4 protein-coding genes and 2 pseudogenes are annotated in these 11,473 nt (G+C 72.7%); 3 read left to right on the forward strand and 3 right to left on the reverse strand.

What is annotated here, in order from left to right:
* The first annotated feature begins 28 nt into the window (after positions 1-28).
* Genes OG357_RS02345 through OG357_RS02355 form a run of 3 tightly spaced genes read left to right on the forward strand, consistent with a single transcriptional unit; the run spans position 29 to position 4,083 of the window.
* A complete protein-coding gene (locus tag OG357_RS02345; protein WP_329619488.1) occupies positions 29-2,593 on the forward strand; it encodes an AMP-binding protein in 2,565 nt (854 codons plus the stop codon).
* A gap of 6 nt (positions 2,594-2,599) precedes the next feature.
* Positions 2,600-3,814 (forward strand): cytochrome P450, encoded by a 1,215-nt coding sequence (locus OG357_RS02350; RefSeq protein ID WP_329619489.1) that lies wholly within the window; start codon positions 2,600-2,602, stop codon positions 3,812-3,814.
* A 32-nt stretch (positions 3,815-3,846) separates the two neighbouring features.
* Entirely contained in the window at positions 3,847-4,083 is a 237-nt protein-coding gene (locus OG357_RS02355; protein WP_329619490.1) for a phosphopantetheine-binding protein, read from the forward strand.
* Between the two features lie 110 nt (positions 4,084-4,193).
* On the opposite strand, the gene OG357_RS38755 is transcribed toward OG357_RS02355, so the two are convergent.
* The 3 genes and pseudogenes from OG357_RS38755 to OG357_RS38765 all read right to left on the reverse strand — a co-directional run.
* Positions 4,194-6,755 (reverse strand): amino acid adenylation domain-containing protein, encoded by a 2,562-nt coding sequence (locus OG357_RS38755; protein ID WP_443066789.1) that lies wholly within the window; start codon positions 6,753-6,755, stop codon positions 4,194-4,196.
* A gap of 39 nt (positions 6,756-6,794) precedes the next feature.
* Positions 6,795-9,902, reverse strand: a pseudogene (locus tag OG357_RS38760) (amino acid adenylation domain-containing protein); the annotation flags it as partial.
* 15 nt (positions 9,903-9,917) lie between these two features.
* A pseudogene (locus OG357_RS38765) lies at positions 9,918-11,423 on the reverse strand (condensation domain-containing protein); the annotation flags it as partial.
* Positions 11,424-11,473 lie beyond the last annotated feature (50 nt).

Consider the following 11,473-nt stretch of genomic DNA (forward strand, 5'->3'; position numbering starts at 1 on the left):
GTTGCGCGCACCACGGTGACAGGTGAATATGCGTGCGGTTGAAGCGGCGGACAAGGAGCGGTACGTGTTGATTCATCAGGTACTCGACGAGTGCGCGGCAAAATACGGCGACCATATTGCGCTGATTGACGACGATGGCCCGGTCACCTATTCCCGACTTGTTTCGACGGCGGATTCGTATGCCGCCGCGCTTGCCGAGGCGGGGGTGGGACCGGGTTCCCTGGTGCCGGTACGCATCGCCCGCTCGGCCCGGATGGTGACGCTGCTGCTGGCCGTGCTGAAGACGGGTGCGGCCTACTGCCCCATCGACGTGAAGTGGCCGGACGAGCGCGTACGGGAACTGCTGCGCCTGCTGCGGGCACCGTTGTTCGTCACGGACACCCCCCTCGCCGGCGCACCGTGCTGGACACCGTCGTCCGCGCCCGCGCCCGTACCCGGGTCCCGGACGGTCCGGGCGGACATCGGGCCGGACGACCCGGCCTGTGTCTTCTTCACCTCCGGCAGCACCGGCGCCCCCAAGGGAGTGGTGACTCCGCACCGGGCCGTGCTGCGGCTCTTCGACAGCGGCCCCTTGGCGGCCTTCGGCCCCGGGCGGGTGCTGCCGCAACTCGCCCCGGTCGGCTGGGACGCCTGCGGGCTGGAGCTCTGGGGCATGCTGTCCCGGGGCGGCACCGTGGTGCTGCCGGACGAGGACCACCTGCTGCCGGACACCCTGCGCGACCTGATCGAGCAACACGGCGTGAACACCCTCGTGCTGGTCGCGTCCGTGGTGAACCTGCTGGTACGGCTGGACCCCGACTGCTTCCGCGGGGTCGACCTGATGTTCATCGGTGGTGAACGGCTGGCGCCGGAGCCGGTGCGCGCACTGCTGCTGCACCACCCGGACACGACCGTCCACAACTGTTACGGCCCGGTGGAGAGTTTCGCCTTCACCACCATGCATCACATCCGGCCCGAGGACTGCGACCGGCCGCACGGCGTGCCCATCGGGCGGCCGGTGCCCGGCACGGAGGTCCACCTGATCGACGGCGAACTGTGCGTCGCGGGCACCGGCCTGGCCCAGGGTTACCTGCGCGACCCGGAACGCACCGCCGAGCGGTTCGTCACGGTCGATGTGCGCGGTGTGCCGACAAGGGTCTACCGCACCGGTGACCGCGCCGAACGCGACGCCGAGGGAGTGCTGCACTTCCTGGGCCGCGCCGACCGGCAGGTGAAGATCCGCGGATACCGGGTGGAGCTGGGCGAGGTGGAGAGCCACGCCGCGGGCCGCGCCGGCGTGCGCGACTGTGTGGCGGTGGCGCTCGCCGGCCGCAGCGGCGCGTACGAACGTCTGGCGCTGGCCTTCACCGGCGACGCGGACCCGGACCGGGTCCGTGCGGAGCTGCGCGACCGGCTCCCCGGCCACCTGGTGCCCGATCTGGTACGCCGCCTCGACGAACTCCCCCACAACGCCAACGGCAAGGTGGATCACCGAGCCGTGACAGAGCTGCTGCTGCGCGTCCCGACCCCAAAAAAAGGGCTGACGATGACCACGTACATCGAGACGACCGAGACCACCCCTGCCGAGACGACCGAGACCGCCGGGGGCACCTCTGACGGGGCGATCGACAAGATCGTGGAGGACTACCTCACGCTCGTCGACGACAGCATGGTCGCGGTGCTGCCGCACGCCTTGCGCATCGCCATCGAACTCGGCGTCGCCGATGCCATGGACTCCTCGACCGCGCAGCCCGTGGCGACCACGGCGGAGCTGATCGACGCCGACCCCGACGCCCTGGGCCGGCTGTTGTCCGCCCTCGGCGCGGCCGGATTCTTCGCAGGCGACTCCGCCACCGGCTTCCGGCTGACCGCACTCGGCGCGCGGCTGCGCCGGGACGACCCGCAGAGCCTCTCCGCGTCGCTGGTCAACGCCGAGAGCCAACTGGCCTGGCTGCGCGCCACGGACACGTTCCGCACGGGTGCGGCATCCTTCGCCGGCGACGACGGCGACTTCTTCGGGGTCAAGAACACCCAGCGCGGCGCGAACCTCGCGTTCCTGCGCCGGATGCAGGAGCGTACCGGCCGTCTGTACCGCCAGGCGGCCGAGGCCGTCGACTGGTCGCGGTCGGAGACCATCCTGGACATCGGCGGCGCCGACGGCTTTCTCCTCGGCGAGATCCTCTCGGCGGCCCCGCACGCGAGCGGCATCCTGTTCGACCGCCCCACGGTGATCGACGAGGTGAACCTCCGCGGCGGGGTCCCCGGTTGCCGCACGGTGCCCGGTGACTTCTTCACCGCGGTGCCCACCGGCGCGGACACCCACCTTCTGTGCAGCGTCCTGCACGACTGGACCGACGACCAGGCGGTGGAGATCCTGCGGTCGAGCCGTCGCGGGCTGGCGCCCGGCGGCCGGCTGCTGGTCATCGAGATGCTCGTACCGGAGGACGGCTCCCAGCACATCAGCCGCTGGAGCGACCTCGGCATGATGGTCCTCACCGGCGGCCGGGAACGCGACCGGGCCGGGTTCGCCCGGATCCTGGAGGCCGCCGGCTACCGCATGCACCAGGCCGTGGCGATCCCGGAGTCGCCGTTCTCCGTGATCGAGGCGCGCTGACCGGCGATGGACATCGACCTGCTCACGCCGGAGATCTTCTCCGGGCACCGGTTCCTGGACCAGCTCGCGGCCGTCCGCGCCCGCCCCGGCCTGACCCGGCATCCGGAGCCGGACGGCCCCGGGTTCTGGGTGGCGGCCCGGTACGACGACGTCCATACGGTCCTGGGTGATCCGGCCACGTTCAGTTCCCGCGCCGGCATCAGGATCGGTGGCACGGACGAGTCGGCACGCCTGGTCGCCGACCGGATGATGGTGGTCAGCGACCCCCCACGGCACGGCCGGATCCGCCGCGTGGTGGGTGCGCCGTTCACCCCGGCATCGCTGCGTCTCTGGCACGACCGGATCGTCGCCGGCGTCACCGATCTGGTGGACGAGGTGGTCGAGTCGGGTGTCGGCGGGCCCGTGGGTGACCGGCCGGACGACGCGGCCGGGCCTCTGATCCGGGACGCCGTCGGTGACCTGACCCAGCGGCTGCCCAACCAGGTCATCTGCGCCATGATGGACCTGCCCCGGGCCGACTGGCCGCTGATCGGCAGACTCACCACCGACGGCCTGGACTCCCCCGACCCGATCGACCGGCTGGACGCCAACGCGGAGATCTTCGGCTACTTCGCCGACATGATCGGCCGACGCCGGGCCCGCCCCGGCGACGACCTGATCAGCGCACTGCTCGCGGCCGATGGCGACCTGACGGACGGCGAGCTGATCCTCAACTGCAGCGGCGTGCTGACCGGTGCCAGCGAGACCGTCCGGTACGCGGCGGCCGGAGCGCTGCTGGTCTTCGCCGACCGGCCGGAGCTGTGGACGGCGCTGCGCGCGGCGCCGGAGCTGCTGCCCACCACCGTCGAGGAGATCCTGCGCTGGACCAGCCCCGGTCTGCACGCGCTGCGCACGGTGACCCGCCCGGTGACGGTCGCCGGCACAGACCTGCTGCCCGGCGACCAGGTGACCGCCTGGATCTGCTCGGCCAACCGCGACCCGGCCGTCTTCGCCGACCCGGACACCTTCCGGCCCGACCGCACCCCCAACCGGCACGTCGCCTTCGGCTGGGGCCCCCACGTCTGCGTCGGGGCCCGGGTGGCCAGGCTCGAACTGACCGCTCTGCTGACCGCGCTGATCCGCCGCGTACGCACGATCGAACCGGCCGGAACGCCGGTCTGGAGCACCGGAAACTTCATCCACGGACTGACCAGCCTGCCGGTGCGGCTCTGCCCGGCCTGATCGGCAAGACACCCCCTAGGAGCTGATAGACGATGGGTACCACCGCAATCGCCGAGATCTGGCAGGAGGTTCTCGGCGTCCCGGTCGAGGACGACGACGACTTCTTCGCCCTGGGCGGTCAGTCGCTGGCCGCCATGGAGGTGGTGGCCGCGGTGCGCCGGCGCCTCGGCATCACGGTCCGGGTCCGGGTCCTGCTGGAGCACCCCGTCCTTGCGGACTTCGCCGGCCAGCTCGGCCTGTCCGGGGAACGGTCTCCGGATCGATCCTGACCGCCCGGTCGACAGGACGGCGGGAGCGAAATCCTCGCTCCCGCCGTCTTGTCGCGTGTACTCACCCGGCCGCGTCCCCGGGGGCTCCGCCCCCGGGGACGCGGCCACCGTCACGACCGGGCGAGCCGGTCCAGGACACCGCGCAGCGTCTCCGCCAGTGTGGTCAGGTGGGGCTGCTGAAGCATGGTGTGGTGGTCACCGGGGACCGTGTGGAGTTCGAAGCCGTCACGGGCGAGGACACGCCACGGGCGGATCTTCGGCCTGCGCGGTTGCTGCTCCGCCGACAGCAGCACCAGGCGGCCGTCGACGGGGCCCGGGCGGTGCCGCAGCAGTGCGCGGGTGTTGGCCTCGAAGACCGCTATCCGCTCGCGCATGTCGTCACGGATGCCCTCCGGGACGAGGGCCGCGCGCTCCAGGAGGTCCAGCAGTGCTTCGTCCTGGCGGTCCGGCGCCAGGCCCCGCAGCGCGGCCTCGTCGTACCGGGGTGCCGGTACGCCCGCCAGGCCGGCGAGGTCGTGGACGAATCCGCCGAGGAGCACCGCGCGGTCGGGCAGTTCCTTGCCCAGGTACGGCGGCATTCCGGTGTCCAGCATGACGACCAGCGCGACCGGTTCGCCCGCTGCGGTCAGCTGACCGGCCATCTCCGCGGCCACCACGCCGCCCAGGGACCAGCCGCCGAGATGGTAGGGGCCGTGGGGCTGGACGGCGCGGATCGCCTCGACGTACCGCGCGGCCAGGCCGGTCAGCGACGTGGTGACCGGGCCGCCGTCGAGGCCCGGATCCTCCAGGGCGTAGAGCGGCTGCTCGGGGTCGATCAGGCGGGCCAGCGGCAGGTACGGCACCACGGATCCGCCGACGGCGTGCACCAGGAAGAGCGGCGGCCGGCCGCCGGTGGGTTTGATCGGCACCAGCGGTGAGGGCTGGGTCCGGTTCTCGCGGGTCGGGTCGAGCAGCATCGCGGTCATCTCCACGGTCGGTGCCGAGTACAGGTCGCGCATGTCGAGTTCGACACCGAACTCCCGGCGGATCTCGGCACGCAGCCGGGTCAGGTCGAGGGAGGTGCCGCCCAGGTCGAAGAAGCTGTCGTGGACGCCGATCCGGTCGGTGCCGAGGAGTCCGGACCAGACCCGGGCGACCGCGTGTTCGGTGTCGCCGCGCGGCGCGACGAACTCGCCGGCACGGCTCGGCCCCGGTGCGGGCAGCGCGCCCCGGTCCACCTTGCCGTTGGCGGTCAGGGCGATGCGCTCCACGGGCACCAGCGCGGAGGGCACCATGTAGTCGGGCAGGCGGGCCGCCAGGTGCGCGCGGAGCTCGCCGAGGTCGCCGAGGTCGCCCGGCGCCTTGGTCACCACGTACCCGACGAGGCGGTCGTCGCGAACGGTCACGCACGCGTTGTCGACGCGGGGATGAGCGGCGAGTACGGCTTCGATCTCGCCGAGTTCGATCCGGAATCCGCGGATCTTGACCTGCTGGTCGATGCGGCCCAGGTACTCCAGGCCGCCGTCGGCGCGGCGCCGGGCCAGGTCGCCGGAGCGGTAGAGCCGGGCGCCGGGGGCGCCGCCGAACCGGTCGGCGACGAACCGCTGGGCACTCAGGTCGGGCCGGTGCAGGTAGCCCCAGGACAGTCCGGCGCCGCCGACGAGGAGTTCGCCCGGTACGCCGATGGGTGCCGGATGGCCTGCCGGGTCGACGACCCACAGCGACAGGTCGGGTATCGGCTCGCCGATGGGGCTGGCGTTGTCCCGCAGGAGCTCCCGGGTCAGCGGGCAGTAGGTGACGTGGACCGTGGTCTCGGTGATGCCGTACATGTTGACCAGCCGCGGGTGGTCCTCGCCGTGCCGGTCGAACCAGCGCCGTACCGAGTCGATGTCCAGCGCGTCGCCGCCGAAGATCACGTACCGCAGGGAGAGTTCCTCCGGGCTCGCCTCGTCGGCCGCGACCAGCTGCCGGAAGGCGGCCGGGGTCTGGTTGAGCACCGTGACCTTCTCGCGGGCCAGCAACCGCTGGAAGTCCTCGGGCGAGCGGGTCTGCCAGAACGGCACCACGACGAGCCGGCCGCCGTGGGCGAGGGCGCCCCACAGTTCCCAGACGGAGAAGTCGAAGGCGAACGAGTGGAACAACGTCCACACGTCCCGCTCGTCGAACCGGTACCGGTCCTGGGTGGCCCGCATCAGGCGGACGACCTGGCCGTGCGGGACGGTGACCGCCTTGGGTTCGCCGGTCGAGCCCGAGGTGTAGATGAGGTAGGCCAGGTCGGCGCCGGTCGCGGTCGCGTCCGGTACCGGGAGGTCCCCGTCGGTGTCGTCGTCGAGGGGCAGCGCGGTCGCGGGGACGTCGAGTCCTCGCTGGGTGACCACCACGGACAGGCCCGCGTCGGCGGCCATGTAGGACAGCCGCTGCGCCGGGTAGTCGGGATCCAGCGGTACGTACGCGGCGCCGGCCCGCAGGATGCCCAGGATCCCGACGACGAGGTCCGTGTCCCGGCGGGTGCAGAGGCCGACCAGGCTTCCCCGGGTGACCCCTCGGGCGGCCAGTCGGGCGGCCAGCCGTTCGGCGCGCCGGGCCAGTCCGCGATAGGTCGTCCGCTCCTCGCCGGCGACCACCGCCACCGCGTCGGGGCGGAGTCGGACCTGTTCGGCGAAGAGGTCCCACAGCGAGGCGTCGGCCGGCACCTCGGACCGGGCGGCGCTCCACCGGTGCAGCAGCGCCGCCTCGTCCGGCCCGGGCAGGACGACGTCGGACACCCTGGAGTCCGGGGCCGCCACCGCGTGGGCCAGGACACGGCCCAGGTGTTCGAGGAGCCGGGTGATCCGGTCGGCGTCGAACAGGTCGGTGGCGTACTCGGCCTGGAGCCGCAGTCCGCCGTCGGCGGTGACGGTGGCGTGCGCGGCCAGGTCGAAGCGGGCGACCGAGCCGGCCACCGGCAGCGGTTCGACGGTGACCGGGCCGAGCGCCGGCGCGGCGTCCGGGACCTCGTCGGCGTGCAGGGTGAGGCTGATCTGGAAGAGCGGGTTGCGGCCCGGTTCACGGGCGGGCCGGAGCTGTTCGACCAGCGTGCCGAAGGGGAGGTCCTGGTGTTCGGTGGCGCCCTGCACGGCCAGTTCGCAGCGGCGCACGAGTTCCCGGAAGGTCGGGGTTCCGGCGACGTCGGCGCGCAGCACGACGGTGTTGGCGAAGTAGCCGACCAGCGGCTCGAGTTCGGGACGGTTGCGGCCGTAGAACACCGAACCGATGCCGATGTCGTCCTGCCCGGTGTGCCGGGAGAGCACCACGAGGAATCCGGCCATCAGGACGGACAGCAGTGATCCGCGTTCGGCGTCGGCCAGTCCGCGCAGCGAGGCGCCGAGACCGTCCCGCAGGTGGAGTTCCACCGTGGCCCCGGGGTGCCCGGCGCCGGTGCCGCGCGGGCGGTCGGTGGGGAAGTCGAGCTGCGGCAGCGCGTGGAGCTGTTCGCGCCAGTAGCCGAGCTGCTTGTCCAGGACGTCGTCGGCGAGCCAGGCGCGCTGCCAGACGGCGTGGTCGGCCGGCTGGATGGCCAAGGCCGGGAGGGCGGCGTCCGGGTCGGTGTACAGGGTGGACAGTTCGTCGAGCAGGACGCCCGCCGACCATCCGTCGGCGATGATGTGGTGGGTGCACAGCACCAGGACGTGCTCGGCCGGGCCGAGCCGCAGCAGTTCCGTGCGGAGCAGCCGGTCGGTGGCCAGGTCGAACGGGCGGGTGGCGGCCTCGGCGAGCGCCTTTGGCACGTCGTCCGGGTGGGTCGGGGTCACCGTGAGCGGCCAGGCCGGCGGTGCGGGGTCGTGCACCTGGACGGGTACGCCGTCCACCGCGACGAACCGGGTGCGCAGGCTCTCGTGCCGGGCGACCAGCCGGCCCAGGGCGCGGGAGAGCCGGTCGACGTCGAGCCGGCCGCGCAGGCGCAGCGCGAGCGGCACGTTGTAGACCGGGGAGCCGGGATCGAGCTGGTCCAGGAACCACAGGCCTTCCTGCTGGTACGACAGCGGCAGCGCGGCGGTCCGGGCGGCGGCGGGGATCCGTCGGCGGCCGTCCGGTTCGACGAGCCGGCCGGCGAGTTCGGCGACGGTGGGCGCCTGGAACAGGGTCGCCACGCCGAGGTCCACGTCGAACGTGGTGCGGATCCGGTTGATCAGCCGGATCGCGAGCAGCGAGTGGCCGCCGAGCGTGAAGAAGCCGTCGTGCACACCGACCCGCTCCACCCGCAGTACCTCGGCGAACAGTGCGCACAGCGCGCGTTCCCGGTCGTCGCGGGGTGCCACGTACTCCGTGCCGGAGGCGGCCTCGTCGGGTGCCGGCAGCAACCGCCGGTCGATCTTGCCGTTCGGGGTGAGCGGCAGCTGGTCGAGCGGGACCAGAGCGGAGGGCACCATGTACGGCGGGAGGACCGAGGCCGCCGCGGCGCGGATCCCGGCGAGGTCCGGCGACGGTACGGCGGGCACCACGTATCCGACGAGGCGCTTGTCGCCCGGCCGGTCCTCGCGGGCGTGCACGTGGGCCTGCGCCACGTGCGGGTGACGGACCAGCACGCTCTCCACCTCGCCGGGTTCGACCCGGAAGCCGCGGATCTTCACCTGGGTGTCGGCCCGGCCGGCGAATTCGAGGGTCCCGTCGGCGCGCCACCGGGCGAGGTCTCCGGTGCGGTACATCCGGGTGCCGGGCGCGCCGAACGGGTCGGCGACGAAGCGTTCGGCGCTGAGCCCGGCACGGCCGTCGTACCCGCGGGCGAGACCGGCACCGGCGCCGTAGAGCTCGCCGACCACGCCGACCGGTACCGGCCGCAGCCGGTCGTCGAGCAGGTAGACGGCGGTGTTGTCCATCGGCCGGCCCAGCGGCACGCTGTCCGGAACCGTGTCGGGGGCGTCCAGGGGCATCTGCACCGAGCACATGGTCAGTTCGGTGGGGCCGTACGTGGCGCGGACCCGCAGGTCCGGGTGGCGGCGCAGTGCCGCGCGGACCGCGGCGGGGCTGATCACGTCGCCGCCGGTCATCACCTCGCGCAGGCCGGTGAAGCAGTCCGGGTCCTCCTCGGCGATGACCTGGAAGAGGCCGGAGACCAGGAGGACGTCGGTGAGTCCTGCGGCGCGCACGACGGCGCCGTCGACATCTCCGACGGGTGCCACGACGACCTCTCCGCCGGACAGCAGCGGCACCCAGATCTCGCAGGTCGACGCGTCGAAGGCGTGGGGTGAGTGCAGCAGCGCGCGGCGGGGCCGTTCGTCCTGCCAGCACCGGTCGTGGGCGAACGCGAGCACTCCGCGCTGGGTGGTGACGACCCCCTTGGGCGCACCGGTCGAGCCCGAGGTGTACATGATGTAGGCGGCCTGCTCGGGGTGCGCGGCACCGGCCGGTACGGCGGCGCGGTCGGCCGCCGTGGCCTGGAAGCCGGTCACCGTCAAGGTCTCCACCGTGGCGCCGGTCACCGTGTCGTGGTCGCGCAGCGCTTCGTCGGCCAGCAGCAGTTCCACGCCGGACCGGTCCAGCATGTCGCGGAGCCGTTCGGTGGGCGCGGTGAGCGGCAGCGGTACGAAGCAGCCGCCGGCCTTGAGCACCGCGAGCATCGACACGATCAGGTCGGCGGAGCGCTGCTGGAGTATGGCGACCCGCGTCTCGGCCGCCACGCCCAGCCGGGTCAGGCGGCCGGCCAGCAGGTCGCTTCGTCGGTCCAGTTCGGCGTAGCTCAGCGTGCCGTCCGTGTCGGACACGGCCGGCGCGGTGGGCGTCCGGGCGGCCTGCCGTGCGAAGGCCTGGGCGAGTCCGATCGGTGGTTCCGGTCGGGTCGCGCCGTTCCACTCGTACAGCACGGTGTCGCGTTCGCGGGCGGCAAGCAGGTCGATGTCGCCCAGGGCGCGGTCCGGGTCGTCCACCACCGCTTCGAGCAGCCGCACCAGGCGGTGCGCGAACGCCGTGACCGTGTCCCGGTCGAAGAGTTCGGTGCGGTAGACGAGCTGCGCGGACAGTTCGAGGGGTGTGCCGTCCTCGGCGTACCGGTCGGTGAAGGCGACCGACAGGTCGAAGTGCGCCGCGATGGTCCGGTTCCGCAGCTCCGTGACGGTCAGGCCGTCCATCGTGTACTGGGCGGCTGCGTTGTTCTGGAGGACCAGCGCGACCTGGAAGAGCGGGTGCCGGTTGAGCGCCCGGCTCGGGTTGAGCGCCTCGACGAGCCGGTCGAACGGCATCTCCGGATGCGCGAGGGCGGCGAGGTCAGCCTCGCGGGCCCGTCCGAGCAGCTCCCGGAACGTCGGGTCCCCGCTCGTGTCCAGACGCAGCACCAACGTGTTCACGAAGAACCCGATCAGGTCCTCCAGGTCCTCGTCGGCGCGGCCCGCGTCCATCGTGCCGAGCGGAATGTCGGTGCCGGCGCCCAGTCGGGTCAGCAGGGCGGCGAGGGCCGCGTGCACGACCATGAACAGCGACGCGTCGGCGTCGCGCGCGAGCCGCAGAAGTCGCCCGTGCAGGGCCGCCGGCAGGTCGAGACGTACCTCCCCGCCGTCGTCACCGGAGACGTCCGGCCGGGGCCGGTCCAGGGGCAGCGGCAGCTCGTCGGGCAGGCCGGTGAGGCGCCCGGACCAGTGGGCGAGGAGGTCCGCGCCGTCCGGGCCCTCCAGGAGTTCCCGCTGCCACAGCGCGTAGTCCGCGTACTGGACGGGGAGCGGTTCCCAGTCCGGCGCGCCACCGGCCCGGCGGGCCGCGTAGGCGGCGCCCAGGTCGCGGCCGAGCAGCGCCATCGACCAGCCGTCGCCGACGATGTGATGGAGCACCATGTACAGCGTGTGGCTTCGCTCGCCGGTGCGCAGCAGCCACGCCCTCAGCGGCAGGTCGGTCGTGAGGTCGAACGCGTGCCTGGCCAACCGGTCCAGCGTCGTGGGCAGTTCGGCCGCCGTGACGTCCAGGCCGGTGACGAACTCGGCGACGTCCACGGTGTCGCGGACCTGCTGCCACGGCTCGCCGTCGACCTCGGGGAAGACCGTGCGCAGGCTCTCGTGCCGGGCCACCAGGTCACCGAGGGCGGAGCGCAGGGCCGCGGTGTCGAGCGGGCCCTCGAGCCGCAGCGCGAGCGGCAGGTTGTAGGTCCAGGCCTCGGTGTCGAGCCGGTTGAGAAACCACAGGCGTTGCTGCGCGAACGACAACGGGAACACGGATCCTCCTGCGCCTGCGAGACATCGACGGTCGTCGGCCGCACACGATAGGACGGTTCCACGGAATGCAAGGTCAGCGACTCCGAAAGGGCTGTGTCCCAAGGGGTTTTGGCGCCCCCATCTAGGGGTTGTCGCCCATCTCGCCGCCCGCCCATCATGAGCCAGCCCGCATGGACCCACCGGCACACATCGATCATGGAGAGCCGCGATGCCGTTTTCGCCGGAGCGCTTGCCGT

Source organism: Streptomyces sp. NBC_01255 (assembly GCF_036226445.1).
Lineage (GTDB): Bacteria > Actinomycetota > Actinomycetes > Streptomycetales > Streptomycetaceae > Streptomyces.